14 protein-coding genes and 1 tRNA gene are annotated in these 12,694 nt (G+C 59.0%); 6 read left to right on the forward strand and 9 right to left on the reverse strand.

The features are described from left to right. Positions 1 to 86: 86 nt before the first annotated feature. The 4 genes from AKL25_RS20740 to AKL25_RS20755 form a co-directional block, all read right to left on the reverse strand. Entirely contained in the window at positions 87 to 1,121 is a 1,035-nt protein-coding gene (locus tag AKL25_RS20740; protein ID WP_050479615.1) for a quinone-dependent dihydroorotate dehydrogenase, read from the reverse strand. Positions 1,122 to 1,214: 93 nt separating this feature from the next. Beyond that, positions 1,215 to 1,940, reverse strand: coding sequence for an arginyltransferase (locus tag AKL25_RS20745; protein WP_050479616.1), 726 nt, complete (start codon positions 1,938 to 1,940; stop codon positions 1,215 to 1,217). 154 nt (positions 1,941 to 2,094) lie between these two features. Beyond that, positions 2,095 to 2,817 (reverse strand): leucyl/phenylalanyl-tRNA--protein transferase, encoded by a 723-nt coding sequence (gene aat, locus AKL25_RS20750; RefSeq protein WP_050479617.1) that lies wholly within the window; start codon positions 2,815 to 2,817, stop codon positions 2,095 to 2,097. 14 nt (positions 2,818 to 2,831) lie between these two features. Continuing rightward, positions 2,832 to 3,407 carry an NUDIX hydrolase gene (locus tag AKL25_RS20755; RefSeq protein ID WP_050479618.1) on the reverse strand — a complete coding sequence of 192 codons (576 nt, stop codon included), beginning with the start codon at positions 3,405 to 3,407 and terminating at the stop codon, positions 2,832 to 2,834. 261 nt (positions 3,408 to 3,668) lie between these two features. Between AKL25_RS20755 and AKL25_RS20760 the strand changes: the two genes are divergently transcribed. Next, positions 3,669 to 3,745 (forward strand) — tRNA-Met (locus AKL25_RS20760). Positions 3,746 to 4,026: 281 nt separating this feature from the next. Here the strand turns inward: AKL25_RS20760 and AKL25_RS20765 are convergent. Further along, positions 4,027 to 4,242, reverse strand: a complete 216-nt coding sequence (locus tag AKL25_RS20765) for a hypothetical protein (RefSeq protein WP_050479619.1) — start codon at positions 4,240 to 4,242, stop codon at positions 4,027 to 4,029. A gap of 192 nt (positions 4,243 to 4,434) precedes the next feature. Next, positions 4,435 to 4,857, reverse strand: a complete 423-nt coding sequence (locus tag AKL25_RS20770; protein ID WP_157050716.1) for a hypothetical protein — start codon at positions 4,855 to 4,857, stop codon at positions 4,435 to 4,437. Positions 4,858 to 4,916: 59 nt separating this feature from the next. Between AKL25_RS20770 and aroQ the strand changes: the two genes are divergently transcribed. Beyond that, complete coding sequence (gene aroQ / locus AKL25_RS20775) at positions 4,917 to 5,510, forward strand: gamma subclass chorismate mutase AroQ (protein ID WP_050479621.1); 594 nt, start codon at positions 4,917 to 4,919, stop codon at positions 5,508 to 5,510. Positions 5,511 to 5,534: 24 nt separating this feature from the next. Here the strand turns inward: aroQ and AKL25_RS20780 are convergent, their stop codons facing one another. Beyond that, on the reverse strand, positions 5,535 to 6,407 hold the full coding sequence (locus tag AKL25_RS20780) for a M15 family metallopeptidase (RefSeq protein ID WP_240475810.1): 873 nt from the start codon (positions 6,405 to 6,407) through the stop codon (positions 5,535 to 5,537). A gap of 111 nt (positions 6,408 to 6,518) precedes the next feature. Between AKL25_RS20780 and AKL25_RS23930 the strand changes: the two genes are divergently transcribed. Further along, positions 6,519 to 6,770: a hypothetical protein gene (locus AKL25_RS23930; protein ID WP_083444818.1), complete on the forward strand. Its 252-nt coding sequence runs from the start codon at positions 6,519 to 6,521 to the stop codon at positions 6,768 to 6,770. Between the two features lie 320 nt (positions 6,771 to 7,090). Here AKL25_RS23930 and AKL25_RS20785 read toward each other — a convergent pair whose 3' ends face one another. Next, positions 7,091 to 7,900, reverse strand: coding sequence for a MetQ/NlpA family ABC transporter substrate-binding protein (locus tag AKL25_RS20785; protein WP_050479622.1), 810 nt, complete (start codon positions 7,898 to 7,900; stop codon positions 7,091 to 7,093). 130 nt (positions 7,901 to 8,030) lie between these two features. After that, complete coding sequence (locus AKL25_RS20790; RefSeq protein WP_050479623.1) at positions 8,031 to 8,816, reverse strand: phosphodiester glycosidase family protein; 786 nt, start codon at positions 8,814 to 8,816, stop codon at positions 8,031 to 8,033. Between the two features lie 477 nt (positions 8,817 to 9,293). Here AKL25_RS20790 and AKL25_RS20795 point away from each other — a divergent pair, with 477 nt between their 5' ends. The 3 genes from AKL25_RS20795 (at position 9,294) to AKL25_RS20805 (ending at position 12,693) form a co-directional block, all read left to right on the forward strand. Continuing rightward, on the forward strand, positions 9,294 to 10,436 hold the full coding sequence (locus AKL25_RS20795; protein WP_050479624.1) for a branched-chain amino acid ABC transporter substrate-binding protein: 1,143 nt from the start codon (positions 9,294 to 9,296) through the stop codon (positions 10,434 to 10,436). Positions 10,437 to 10,540: 104 nt separating this feature from the next. Continuing rightward, complete coding sequence (gene livH / locus AKL25_RS20800) at positions 10,541 to 11,467, forward strand: high-affinity branched-chain amino acid ABC transporter permease LivH (RefSeq protein WP_007882320.1); 927 nt, start codon at positions 10,541 to 10,543, stop codon at positions 11,465 to 11,467. Next, entirely contained in the window at positions 11,467 to 12,693 is a 1,227-nt protein-coding gene (locus AKL25_RS20805) for a high-affinity branched-chain amino acid ABC transporter permease LivM (protein WP_050479625.1), read from the forward strand. Before livH ends, AKL25_RS20805 begins: the two co-directional genes overlap by 1 nt. The last annotated feature ends 1 nt before the right edge of the window (position 12,694 follow it).

Here is a 12,694-nt window from a genome sequence, read left to right on the forward strand (position 1 = left end):
GTCAATCTTCAGTCGCAATAAAAAACCGCCGTTGCACGCAAATGCAACGGCGGTTTTTTTACGTCGGGCGATTCAGTCAGTTCAGATCAACGCAGCGCGTCCGCACATTCCTTGACCAGCGCCGGGCCGCGATAGATCAGGCCGGAATACAGCTGCACCAGCGAGGCGCCGGCCTGCATCTTGGCCTTGGCGTTGCTGCCGCTGAGGATGCCGCCCACGCCGATGATCGGCAGCGCGTCGCCCAGTTCAGCCTTGAGGCCGCGCACCACCTGGTTCGACAATTCAAATACCGGCGCGCCCGACAGGCCGCCGGCTTCTTCGCCGTGCTGCAAGCCCTTGACGGCGTCGCGCGTGATCGTGGTGTTGGTGGCGATGACGCCGTCGAGCTTGTGGCGCAGCAGCGCGTCGGCGATGTTCTTGATCTGTTCGGCGTCGATGTCCGGTGCAATCTTCAATGCCACCGGCACATAGCGCTTGTGCTGGTCGGCCAGGCGCAGTTGCGCTTCCTTCAGTTGCGACAGCAGGGCGTCCAGCTCGGAGGCGCCTTGCAGCTGGCGCAGGTTCTTGGTATTGGGCGATGAGATGTTGACGGTCACGTAGCTGGCGTAGGGATAGACTTTCTCCAGGCAGTGCAGGTAGTCGTCGGCGGCGCGTTCGATCGGGGTGTCGGCGTTCTTGCCGATGTTCAGGCCCAGCACGCCTTGCTTGCCCTGATAGAAGCGCGAGCCTTGCACGTTGGCGACGAAAGCGTCGACGCCGCCGTTGTTGAAGCCCATGCGGTTGATGATCGCGTGCGCGGCCGGCAGGCGGAACATGCGCGGCTTCGGATTGCCCGGCTGCGCGCGCGGCGTGACCGTGCCGATTTCAATCGAGCCGAAACCGAGCGCGGCCAGGCCGTCGATGTAGGAACCGTCCTTGTCCAGGCCGGCGGCCAGGCCGACCGGGTTAGGGAAGGTGATGCCCATCACGGTGCGCGGATCGGCGGCTGGTTTGCTGATGAAGCCGGTCAGGCCGAGCGCAGCGGCGCGGCGCAGGGCGGGCAGGGTCAGGTGGTGGGCGGATTCTGCGTCGAGAGAGAACAGCAGCGGACGGGCGAGGGCGTAGAGGAGTTTATCGGACACGATGAGTCGGCTAGAGGGAAAAGTGCCGCTATTTTAACGTGTCCGGAGCGGTTTCCCGCTGAAATGGGGGCAGCAAACTTGCTGCCGGCGGGATCAGGGCAACTCGGTCCAGTTGCCGTTTTGTAATGCTTCCAGCGGCCGGAAGTTGGTCTTGTAGGCCATCTTGGCGCTTTCCTTGATCCAGTAGCCCAGATAGACGTAGGGAATGCCCAACTGGCGGGCTTGTTCGATCTGCCACAGGATGTTGTAGGTGCCGTAGGACGAACCTTCGACATCCGGATCGTAGAAGGTGTAGACCGATGACAATCCGTCATCCAGCACGTCGATGATGCTGACCATGCGCAGCGTGCCGCCGGGTTCGCGGAACTCGACCAGGCGCGTGTTGACCTTGCTTTGCAGCAGGAATTGCGCGTACTGGTCGCGGCTGTCCTGGTCCATGCCGCCGCCGGCATGGCGTACGGACTGGTAGCGCAGATACAGTTCGTAGTGCTCGTAGGCGTAGGTCAGGTTGGTGACCAGCGTCACCAGTTGTTGATTCTTTGTCCAGGCGCGACGCTGGCTGCGGTTGGGGACGAATTCTGCGGTCTTGATGCGCACCGGCGTGCAAGCCTGGCAACCGTCGCAGTATGGACGGTAGGTAAAGATGCCGCTGCGGCGGAAACCGGTCTTGACCAGTTCGGAATACACATCGGCGTTGATCAGGTGCGAAGGCGTGGCGACTTGCGAGCGGGCTTGCTGGTTATCGAGATAACTGCACGGATACGGCGCCGTGGCATAAAACTGCAAGGTGGAAAACGGCAGGTCTTTAAGGTGCGTCATGTGCGTCCTGTGATGTCCTGGAGTGCAGTCGCTGGCTTCGATTTGCTGTGTTTGCGGCAACGCGTCGTTGTCACGAAGCCGTCACGATTACCGTTAATTTACACTACTTTGCGGAAGCAGTAACAGCGTCCCGTGAATGGGTTTTAAACAACAATCACGGCTTGACGAACAGATCCAGCGGATGCCAGAACGTGATCTGCGGCGCTTCGATGGCCTGGTGCAAATGCTTCAGGAATTCCTTGCGCGGAATCGGCGCCGCGCCCAGCGAGGCCAGGTGCGGCGTTTCCTGCTGGCAGTCGATCATCTGCACGCCATGCTGGCGCAGGAAGTGCACCAGATACGCCAGCGCCACCTTGGAGGCGTCCGACACGCGCGCGAACATCGATTCGCCATAAAACATCTGTCCGATCGACACGCCATATGCGCCGCCCACCAGCTTGCCATCCAGCCAGACCTCGGACGAATGCGCATAACCGGCGCGATGCAGCCCGCAATAGCCGTCGACGATGTCCTTCGAAATCCAGGTGCCGGCGTCATCCTTGCGCGGCGCGGCGCAAGCGCGCATGACTTCGCGGAAGGCCGAGTCGAAGCGGACTTCCCAGCGGGCGTCGGTATGACGGCTGCGTTCGATCTTGCGTAGCGTTTTTTTGAGGCTGTCGGAAATGATGAAGCGGTCGGTGTACAGCACCATGCGCGGATCAGTGCTCCACCACAGGATGGGCTGGCCTTCGGAGAACCAGGGAAAGATGCCGTGGCGGTAGGCGTTGAGCAGGCGTTGCGGCGACAGATCGGCGCCTGCGGCCAGCAAGCCGGCCGGCTCGGTCAGCGCCTTGGAGACATCCGGGAAGGGAGAATCGACATCCAGCCAGGAGATCATGCGTCGTTCCGCGTTTAGTCAGCTTGCATCATGCGTTTGCGAATATCGTCGGTATGCAGGCCAAAGCCGCCGTCGCCGGTTCTGACCTTGGCCAGATCCGAGAAATAGGCGCGCAGCGTGTACTCGACGGTGGGGAAGGCGATCTCCGACCAGGGGATGTCTTCTTCCTTGAATAAGGCGACTTCCAGGCTTTCGGTGCCGGCGGCGTAATCGAGGTCGAGCAGCTCGGCCAGGTAAAAGAAATGCACCTGATGCACATGCGGCACATTGATCAGCGAGAACAGCGGGCCGAGCTTGATGCGCGCACCGGCTTCTTCTTCGGTCTCGCGCGCGGCGGCGTCGGTGGTGGTCTCGTTGTTTTCCATGAATCCTGCCGGCAGCGTCCAGAAACCGTGGCGCGGCTCGATGGCGCGGCGGCACAGCAGCACGCGCAATTCGCCGTCGCGTTCCCAGACCGGGATGGAACCGACCACCATCTTCGGATTTTGATAATGAATGGCGCCGCAATTGCCGCACACGTAGCGCGGACGATTGTCATCGGGAGGGATCTGCAGAGATACCGGATGAGCGCATTCAGAACAGAATTTCATAAAAGACGGTCGACGTGTTTTTGTAGGAATAGTTGACGGCGATCAGGCGCCATCGCGTGATAGATGATTCATGGCAAAGTGCGGGTAGAAGTGTATCACTGTCGCCTGTAGGGATACTTTTTTATCGGCGGCGCGGTGGATGTGGGCGGGTTGTAGAGACCGCCGGAGCGCACGATGCCCGGGTGAAAGCCGGAACAGGAAAGAATTCGAGTAATCGGTTTGCATAGTTCGCGGATATGTCGTATAATCTTTTTTTTCAGACGCGGGGTGGAGCAGTCTGGCAGCTCGTCGGGCTCATAACCCGAAGGTCGTAGGTTCAAATCCTGCCCCCGCAACCAAATTGTAAAAACCGTTGATAGCTTCTGGCTCTCAGCGGTTTTTTGCATTTCGCCGCAGCATTTCACGATTCCGGGCGCGGTCGCTGTTACTTGGGATTTGTGGTTGCGGCTTGCTTCGGCGGCGTTCGGAGGATGACAAATTCTTGCGCCCTATAGGTCGTCGATTGGGCATGTAGCCATTTCAGTATCAGCAGCAATAAAAAAGCCACGCGAACGTGGCTTTTTTATTTTCCGGCAAGGACAACGCCGGCGCTAATTCAGCTGATGACTCAACTGTTGATTCAGCTGCTGACTTTGGTGCCGTCGGCGTTTTGAGCAACAGCAGTGACGGAGCCGGAATTATTCTGCTTCGTCGCGGTGTTGGTATCGGTCTTGATGTCGCCGCCGGCACTGGCCATGACCTTGCTGAAATCCACGGTCGATGGTTTGCGTTTGGCGGCTTGTTGCGCGTGTGCAGCTGTCGCTGCGTTGGTAGAAGAAACGGTATTGATCGTCATGGCGTACCCCTCTGATGAAAAAACGAATTCTGTAGTCGATCCAGCGAAGCCAGTATAGGTGAGGAAGACGCCTCGTCTCATGACGTGCGGAATAACTTACACAGCTTTACCTTTATGACGGAGAGTGTTTTTTCTTAACAGGCGCAAAGAATTGTGAGGCGTTCAGTTGCAGCGGATGAGCGAATAAGTAAATTATTGCGAGGCGTCCTTTGGCGCTTCGTCGTGCATCTGCTGCATTGCGCGATATGCGGCCTGCGCCGCCTTGCGATAAGCAGGGGATTCGCGGCGTCGCTGTTCTGCCGCCAGCGCCAGCATTTCACGATAGGCGCGTTGCGCTTCTTTGCAATAGGCAGTCGTATGGCCGGCGGCTTTTTGCAGCGGCAAGGAAGCGGCTTTCTGCGCTACAGGTACAGCGGGCTTGGCGAGCCGACGGATGCTTCGCGCCGGACGCGTCAGCCATGCCAACAGAACGGGCAGCAACAGGACCGGCCAGATAAGAAATACGATTTGCATGATGGCATCGCAAGATGGAATAAGATGCTCTGCATTGTGGAGATCCACCCCTCTGCGATATATAGGAAAAATCTTAAAGTGCAGGCTGCTGTTGCGATACAACGGCGAGAAAGCAGTTGTTTGCGCGGGCCGCGCAAGAATATGGACAAGGGAATATCAGGATGACATCGCGATGGAAAACAAACGGCTGGCTGCCCTGGCTTTGCAAGGTGCTGGCAATCTCGCTGCTGCTGTCGGCGTGCCAGACGACGCCGGTCGGCATGCCGGTCGCGGAACAGCAGAAGATCGATCGTTTGCTGACGCTGATGGACCAGCGCCTGAACGTCGCGGTCATGGTGGCGCAGTCGAAATGGAATTCCGGCGCGCCCATCAACGATCCAGTGCGCGAGCAGAAGATCCTGGATGATCTGAGCGCGTCGCTGACGAATGCAGGCGAAGGTGAGAAGTCATTCATGCGCCGCTTCTTCCAGGCGCAATTCGATGCGGGCAAGCTGATTCAACTGGACTTGCACGCGCAATGGCGCAAAGACAAACACGCTCGCTTTGCCGCGCCTCCCGATCTGGCGCGCGATATCCGCCCCGAGCTGGACAGGCTGACGCCTTTGCTGATCGATGCGCTCCGTCAGGCGCGGCCCTTGCTCAGGCAGGCGTCAGCGCGGCAATACTTGCAGCAGCGCAGTGAGGTGCTGGTGCGGGGCGATGCGGACGGCGCTGCACGGCGCGAAGCGGTGCGGGTTTTGCTGGAAGCAGATTGAACGCAGCGCAGCGCTCCCACGCAGTCAACGTTTGCTTTTTCCCGCACACGCCTTGCGCCGCACAGCCAGGTTTGCGATCGCATTCCCTGACATGCAGGTCGCATACGTATTGGCATAAGAAGAGAATTCGCGGCGTGCGTCCTGCAACGGCAGGCTCAGCAGGCGGGCAATGAAGTCCCGGCTGCCGATTTCAAAATGCTGATAGTCGATCGGCTGCTTCCAGTTGCCTCCCCAGATCATGAATCCATGCCTGAAAAAAATATCCTGCACGTCTTCGGCCATGCCTGGACGCATCGGCGAGCGTGACTGATACTGTCCGCGGGCGGCAGGCGGGAGCACAAGGATCTGCTTGCCGGCGTCCTTGCCGATGTAGGGATTCTGCAGCGGATCGATATCGATGGCGACGCCGTAGGCATGCTTGGACCACGCACTGCCGCCGGTCATGGGGCGGCCGTTGAAAGCGGAGGTATTGTTGTCCGCCATCGATGCTTCATCGTCGCCCTGATATGCCTCCAGCGGCATTGCCTTGTGCAGCGGGAATCCACGTTGCAGCAGTGCATGGAAGATGACTTGGACCTCCGGCGCGACGACATCGAGCACCACAACGTTGCCGTCGTCGTGACGGCGTCCTTCAAAATCCCGGTAAGGAAATGAAACCCGCATCAGGCGTTCGCATCCGACCGGGTTCTCCGTGCTGAGGACTTTGCCGTCTCGCATCGCGGCGCATTGCCCGCTGGTCAACGGCGTGATCTCTGCGTGCGCCGCGAGCGGCAATGTTAAAGAGATAATGCAAAAAACGGCTGTCGATATCAGATGGGAAGGTTTATTCGGCATGCAGGCGCAAAGACGGAATGGTTGAAATGGGCAGTCGCGAAAGCTTACGCAAAGATTGGCCATTCTCCTACAAGATGCGGCCCTCCGGGCGGGAACAATTGCACCTGAGCGCATCTAAATTTGTGCATGTGCTTATTTGTGCCCATTTGTGTTCAATAACTTCTTGGAGGAACTATGTTAGTACGCCACGCAGTGTTAGCTTCTGTCATGTTCACCGCCTTGCTGGCGGGTTGTAACAAACGCGATGAGGCCCCGGCCGCCCCCGCCGCCAGCGATTCGTCGGCCGCTACGCCCGCACCGGCTACGCCGACGCCACCGGCCATGACGCCGCCGCCAGCCCCGGCAGGCGATGCCAAACCGGCAGATGCCGCGCCACCGGCAACACCTCCGGCCGACAACGCCACCAATACTGAGAAGAAGCCTTAACGCACCAGCGTTGAGTCTCTGATCAGGCGGGTTTGAGCAACGCCCATGCAGGAGTAATCCGGCATGGGCGTTTTAGCGTGGGCGACAAATGCAACAAATTTTGGAAGTGTTGAGAAGAAGTGCGAACTTTGTGAGGGCAGGGGAATCCTAAAAATGGTTGAACTGTTCCTTCAACCTCCCTCTTGAAAAGGGAATTTGGCCCGCAGTCTGTTGCTGCGGGTCTTTTTTCTTCTGGCGCGACACGATCATCGTCATGGTGTCGTGTGTGTGCGAGGCGCTTGTGCGGCCGCCGCATGTCAGCCTGTTACGGGTGATTCTGCTCAGAATGCAGGCACCAGCGATCCCTTGAATTCCGCTTCGATGAACTTGCGTACTTCTTCCGACTGGTATGCCTTCACCAGTTTCTTCGCCCACGGTTTGTCCTTGTCTTCCACGCGCGTCACGATCAGGTTGGCGTAACGGCCCCTGGCGTCTTCCACCGCGATGGTGTCGCGCTGCAGGGACAGGCCGGCCTTGAAGGCGTAATCGTTGTTGATCGACGCCGCTGCAAGATCGTCGAGCGAGCGCGGCAGTTGCGCGGCGTCCAGTTCCACCAGCTTGAGTTTCTTCGGATTTTCGATGACGTCCAGCGGCGTGGCATTGACGCCGTTTTCACCGACGCCGGGTTTGAGTTTGATCAGGCCGGACTTTTGCAGCAGCAACAGCGCGCGATTGCCGTTGGACGGGTCGTTCTGGATGCCGATGCTGGCGCCTTGCGGCAATTGATCGACCGTCTTGTATTTCTTGGAATAGATCCCCAGCGGCGCAGTGATCGTCAGGCCGACCGGCGTCAGCTTGTAGCCGCGCGTCTTGATCTGGCTGTCGAGGAAGGGCTTGTGCTGGAAGGCGTTGGCGTCGAGATCGCCGGCCGCCAGCGCTTCGTTCGGTTGCAGATAGTCGCTGAAGGTGATGATCTGGATGTCGAGGCCGTCGCGTGCGGCGACGCGTTTCACCACTTCAAACGTCTGTTCGGAATTGCCGACCGAAACGCCTACCTTGATCTTTGTCTTGTCCTGCGCCGAAGCGGCATTGGCGCTGAGCGCCAGGACGGCAAATAGTGCTGAAAATACGGAAATCGACCAGCGACGCATTTTTTTCTCCCTGTCTTGTATGCGGATGTGGGCCATTGAAGGCAAGCAGGGATGGTCACATATCGTTCCTGGACGGAGAACGAATGATTTTGCATGTCGATATGCGTGATGTGCTGCGACGGCGGCAGGACTACTTTTCCACGCCGATGATGGCGCCGAAGGAGGGGCCGATGTCCGCTTCCAGCGAAGGATAGATGCGCGAGATATTGCCGTCGAGGTAGAGCGCATCGACGCACTTCAACTTGTCGCGCAGGAACAGGGCGAAGTCGTAGAAGGTGATGGGATTTCTCGCCATGACCAGCGCCACCTTTTGCGAAGGATCGATGCAGACGGCGTTACGCACGAACAGGTTGACCGAGCCGGGGTCGAAGGCGGCATTGATTTCGCCGTTGCGCAGCATGATCGGACCCGACTGCGTGGCGTACAACGCTTGCGACAGCCAGCGCGAGCGGTCGCTGTCGACGCTGGCGGTATCGACGATCCGGGCCCGTTTTTCTTCCACGATAAAGACGCCGTTCGGCTGCAGGTAAAAGTTGCCGTAGGCGTTCTGGCGCGTGTTGAGTTTGCGCAGCGTGACGCCGTTCTCGATATACAGGCCGAGCGGTTTATGTTCTTTGTCGTAGATGCCGGCGTTGGTGGCGCAGGTCAAGTCCCGGCCTTGCGGGCGCAGCCACGCGCGCAGATTGGCGAAGGTGCCGAAGATATTGCCGGCCGGATCCTTCCAGTACATGCGCAAGGCGTCTTGCTGCAGGTCGATGTAGCAGGCGCTGATGCTGGTCTGCTGGTAACGGTATTGCCGCAGTTCCGCCGCCAGGGCTGTGGATATCGGCGCACTGCAAAGCGCGCAGGCAATTGCCGTCGTCAGGATGAAAGAGGCGGCGGCGGCGTTGGCGATCTGGCGAAAAGACAAAGGCATGCAGGGCGGGGCGGAAGAAGGCAATGGATGGGAAACGATAGATCCCGTTCGGCGAATTCGTATTGTGACTATTGTCGGCTGATCCCGCCACAAATAACATCGGGACTTCGCCGGCTTGTTCTGCGTGCTTGCATGCTGCTTTAAACGGCGCAGGAGGGCAGTGTGAGGCCATGTCGGGTGCAGCGCAACAAGAGCATATTTAGAAATATCGATTAAAAATTTTTGTTTTTTGAATGAAAGATGTGCGAAATATTCTCACGATGCGCAAAAAGAGCGAATATGAGGTCATCGGTATAAAAAAAGCTGTCATATATGACGGAAATGTTACACTCCTGCCCCATAGCGCCCGCATCGTAAAGATGCAGTGCTTTGTTCATACTTTGTTTGTGTTTTTGTTCGCGTTTTTATTCATATAACGTCTGCTCAATGTTGTTGCCGGCCAGAGCCGCAACGAATAAATATATTGGAGGAAATTCAATGAAATCCGTATTCCCTTTGAACCGCCGCCTGACAAAAATCGCCTTGGCCGTTGGCGTCGTCGCATCCGCAGTTTCGTTTGCCGGCACAGCCCAGGCTGAAACAGTGAAGATCGCGATCGCCGGCCCGATGACGGGCGCAGTGGCCCAGTACGGCGACATGGTCAAAGCCGGTGCGCTGACCGCCATCGAACAAATCAACGCAGCCGGCGGCGCCGGCGGCAACAAGTTTGAAGCAGTCCTGATGGATGACGCCTGTGAGCCGAAGCAAGCGGTTGCCGTCGCCAACAAGATCGTCAGCCAGGGCATCAAGTTCGTGATCGGTCACGTCTGCTCGGGTTCGACTATTCCAGCCTCCGACATCTATGAAAACGAAGGCGTCGTGATGATCACGCCGTCGGCGACTGCGCCTCAGCTGACCGAAGCCAAGCCGCACAAATATATCTTCCGCACCATCGGCCGCGACGACCAGCAAGGTCCTGCTGCCGCCAAGTACGTGATCGAAAAGCTGAAGCCAAAGAAAGCTGCCGTCCTGCACGACAAGCAATCCTACGGCCAGGGCGTGGCGACTTCGGTCAAGGCCGGCCTGGAAGCGGCAAAGATTCCGGTGGTCGTGTTTGAAGGCGTGAACGCCGGCGACAGCGACTACTCGGCTGTCATCACCAAGCTGAAATCGCAAGGCGTGGACTTCGTCTACTTCGGCGGCTACCACCCTGAAATGGGCCTGATCATGCGCCAGGCGCGCGAACAAGGCGTCAAGGCCGTGTTCATGGGTCCTGAAGGCGTCGGCAACAAGGACATCACGGCCATCGCCGGTCCTGCTTCCGAAGGCATGCTGGTGACGCTGCCGGCCGACTTCGCCGCCGATCCTGCCAATGCTGCGCTGGTCAAGGCTTTCGCGGCACAAAAGCGCGATCCTAACGGTCCGTTCCAGATGCCTGCCTACTCGGGCGTGAAGGTGATTGCCGATGCGATCACCGCCACCAAGTCGACTGATCCGACCAAGGTTGCCGCGTACATCCACGCCAATTCCTTCAAGACACCGATCGGCACTGTTGAATACGACAAGAAGGGCGACCTGAAGTCGTTCAAGTTCGTTGTCTTCACATGGCACAAAGACGCAACGAAGACTGAAGCCAAGTAATTTTTCTCCCGGCTTGCAGTAGTCGTCCATACTGACGTCATCATGCAAATGCCCCATTGCAGTAAGAATGGGGCATTTGCACATCTATATTTGCCAGGTTTCCTATGAATGAACTGCTCCCACAACTGACCCAGCAGCTCGTCAACGGGCTGAGTCTGGGGGCGATCTATGCATTGATCGCCATCGGCTACACCATGGTCTACGGCATCATCGGCATGATCAATTTCGCGCACGGCGAAATTTACATGATCGGTTCCTATGTCGGCCTGGTGACGCTTACCGCCATCGGCGTGCAGGCGGGCTATCCCTTGCCCTTGCTGCTCGGCGCAGCGTTGATCGTTTCCGTCGTCGTCACCGGCCTGTACGGCTGGACCGTCGAACGCGTCGCTTATCGTCCCTTGCGCGGCGGCCCGCGCCTGGTGCCGCTGATCTCGGCGATCGGCATGTCGATCTTCCTGCAGAACTATGTGCAGATCGGCCAGGGCTCGCGCGACATGTCGGTGCCGGTCCTGATCTCCGGCGCCATCGAGTTCCAGATGGGCAGCGACTTCACGGTCACGATTCCTTACTCGCGCATGATCATCGTCGGCGTCACGCTGCTGCTGATGGTCGGCCTGACCCTGTTCATCGCGCGCTCGCGCATGGGCCGCGCCTGCCGCGCCTGTGCGGAAGACATGGGCATGGCCAATCTGCTCGGCATCGACACCAACCGCGTGATTTCCTTCACCTTCGTGCTGGGCGCGATGCTGGCGGCGGTCGGTGGCGTGCTGATCGCGCTGACCATCGGCAAGCTCAATCCCTACATCGGTTTCATCGCCGGCATCAAAGCGTTTACCGCTGCCGTGCTGGGCGGTATCGGCAGCATTCCCGGCGCCATGCTGGGCGGCGTGCTGCTCGGCCTGGCCGAGACATTCGCGGCGGGTTACCTGCCGGCTGAATACAAGGATGTGGTGTCCTTCGCCTTGCTGGTCTTGATCCTCTTGTTCCGTCCCACAGGTTTGCTGGGCAAGCCGGACGTGGAGAAAGTCTGATGCCTATCACTCTCAAAAACGCCGTGGCGGCGGCGATCCTGACCGCCATTCTGACCACGCCGCTGCTGGGCCTGCAATTGCAGCTCGAAGGCTATCGCGTGGTGTTGCAGGCGCACTGGACGCCGGTGCTGATCGCGGTGCTGGCGGTGTTCGTGTTCCAGCTGATCAAGCCGGCGCTGACGCGCAGCGCCAAGGGCGTGCGCCTGCCCGCGCTGCCGAAGCTGCAACCGCGGCAGCAGAAGTACGCCTTGCTGTTCTTGTTTGCGGTTGCCGTGGTGTGGCCGTTCTTCGGTTCGCGCGGCAATGTCGACGTGGTGACGCTGGCCCTGATTTACGTGATCCTCGGCCTCGGCCTGAACATCGTGGTCGGCTTTGCCGGGCTGCTGGATCTGGGCTATGTCGGCTTCTATGCGGTCGGCGGCTACACTTATGCGCTGCTGAACCAGTACTTCGGTTTCACCTTCTGGGAATGCCTGCCGATTGCCGCCGGTATGTCGGCCTTGTTCGGTTTCATCCTCGGCTTCCCGGTGCTGCGTTTGCGGGGGGACTATCTGGCCATCGTGACGCTGGGCTTCGGTGAAATCATCCGCCTGCTGCTCAACAACCTGACCTCGCTGACCGGCGGTCCGGACGGCGTGTCCGGCATTCCGAAACCGACTGTGTTCGGCATCGAAATGGCGCGCAGCGCCAGCGTCGAGGGCCACACGACTTTCCATGAAATGCTGGGTCTGACCTATCAGGGCGGCCACATGGTGATCTTCCTGTATTTCGTCGCGCTGCTGCTGGTGCTGTTCACTTACTTCGTGACCAGCCGCCTGATCCGCATGCCGATGGGCCGCGCCTGGGAAGCGCTGCGCGACGACGAAATCGCCTGCCGTTCGCTGGGCATCAACCCGACCAAGATCAAGCTGTCGGCGTTCACGCTGGGCGCTGCGTTCGCCGGTCTGGCGGGCAGCTTCTTTGCCGCGCGCCAGGGGCTGGTGAATCCGGAATCCTTTACCTTCATCGAGTCGGCGCTGATCCTGGCGATCGTGGTGCTGGGCGGCATGGGTTCGCAACTGGGCGTGATCCTGGCGGCGATCCTGCTGACGATTCTGCCGGAAGTGGCGCGCAGCTTCGCAGAATACCGCATGCTGATTTTTGGTCTGGTGATGGTGTTGATGATGATGTGGCGTCCGCAGGGCTTGTTGCCGGCAACGCGTCCTCACGTGGAGCTGCCAAAATGAC

The organism is Herbaspirillum rhizosphaerae (genome assembly GCF_001189965.1).
In the GTDB taxonomy this organism is placed as follows: Bacteria; Pseudomonadota; Gammaproteobacteria; order Burkholderiales; family Burkholderiaceae_D; genus Herbaspirillum; species Herbaspirillum rhizosphaerae.

What these genes read in the sequence shown, in the direction of transcription:
- AKL25_RS20745 (WP_050479616.1), bottom strand. Translation starts at nt 1,940, where the DNA reads ATGACGCACCTTAAAGACCTGCCGTTTTCCACCTTGCAGTTTTATGCC.
- aat (WP_050479617.1), bottom strand. Translation starts at nt 2,817, where the DNA reads ATGATCTCCTGGCTGGATGTCGATTCTCCCTTCCCGGATGTCTCCAAG.
- AKL25_RS20755 (WP_050479618.1), bottom strand. Translation starts at nt 3,407, where the DNA reads ATGAAATTCTGTTCTGAATGCGCTCATCCGGTATCTCTGCAGATCCCT.
- AKL25_RS20765 (WP_050479619.1), bottom strand. Translation starts at nt 4,242, where the DNA reads ATGACGATCAATACCGTTTCTTCTACCAACGCAGCGACAGCTGCACAC.
- aroQ (WP_050479621.1), top strand. Translation starts at nt 4,917, where the DNA reads ATGACATCGCGATGGAAAACAAACGGCTGGCTGCCCTGGCTTTGCAAG.
- AKL25_RS20780 (WP_240475810.1), bottom strand. Translation starts at nt 6,407, where the DNA reads ATGGCCAATCTTTGCGTAAGCTTTCGCGACTGCCCATTTCAACCATTC.
- AKL25_RS23930 (WP_083444818.1), top strand. Translation starts at nt 6,519, where the DNA reads ATGTTAGTACGCCACGCAGTGTTAGCTTCTGTCATGTTCACCGCCTTG.
- AKL25_RS20785 (WP_050479622.1), bottom strand. Translation starts at nt 7,900, where the DNA reads ATGCGTCGCTGGTCGATTTCCGTATTTTCAGCACTATTTGCCGTCCTG.
- AKL25_RS20790 (WP_050479623.1), bottom strand. Translation starts at nt 8,816, where the DNA reads ATGCCTTTGTCTTTTCGCCAGATCGCCAACGCCGCCGCCGCCTCTTTC.
- AKL25_RS20795 (WP_050479624.1), top strand. Translation starts at nt 9,294, where the DNA reads ATGAAATCCGTATTCCCTTTGAACCGCCGCCTGACAAAAATCGCCTTG.
- livH (WP_007882320.1), top strand. Translation starts at nt 10,541, where the DNA reads ATGAATGAACTGCTCCCACAACTGACCCAGCAGCTCGTCAACGGGCTG.
- AKL25_RS20805 (WP_050479625.1), top strand. Translation starts at nt 11,467, where the DNA reads ATGCCTATCACTCTCAAAAACGCCGTGGCGGCGGCGATCCTGACCGCC.